This is a genomic window from Vibrio galatheae, assembly GCF_000967545.1.
Lineage (GTDB): Bacteria > Pseudomonadota > Gammaproteobacteria > Enterobacterales > Vibrionaceae > Vibrio > Vibrio galatheae.
This window is the reverse complement of sequence record NZ_JXXV01000059.1, coordinates 1-207: the sequence shown is the minus strand read 5'-3', so window position 1 is coordinate 207 and position 207 is coordinate 1. Positions and strand designations below refer to the sequence as shown.

The window sequence follows — 207 nt, the reverse complement described above, 5'->3', positions numbered from 1 at the left end:
TGGTTTATGTAGTTTAAGAGATAGAACATCTCCCAAGATGTTCAACTTAGTGTCCCGTTCGTCTAGAGGCCTAGGACACCGCCCTTTCACGGCGGTAACAGGGGTTCGACTCCCCTACGGGATACCATTGGGTCGTTAGCTCAGTTGGTAGAGCAGTTGACTTTTAATCAATTGGTCGCAGGTTCGAATCCTGCACGACCCACCATT

Annotated in this window: 2 tRNA genes; both read left to right on the top strand. The window is 49.3% G+C overall.

From position 1 onward, the window contains the following. Positions 1–51: 51 nt before the first annotated feature. Positions 52–127 (top strand) — tRNA-Glu (locus tag TW81_RS18725). Positions 128–129: 2 nt separating this feature from the next. Further along, positions 130–205 (top strand) — tRNA-Lys (locus TW81_RS18720). Positions 206–207 lie beyond the last annotated feature (2 nt).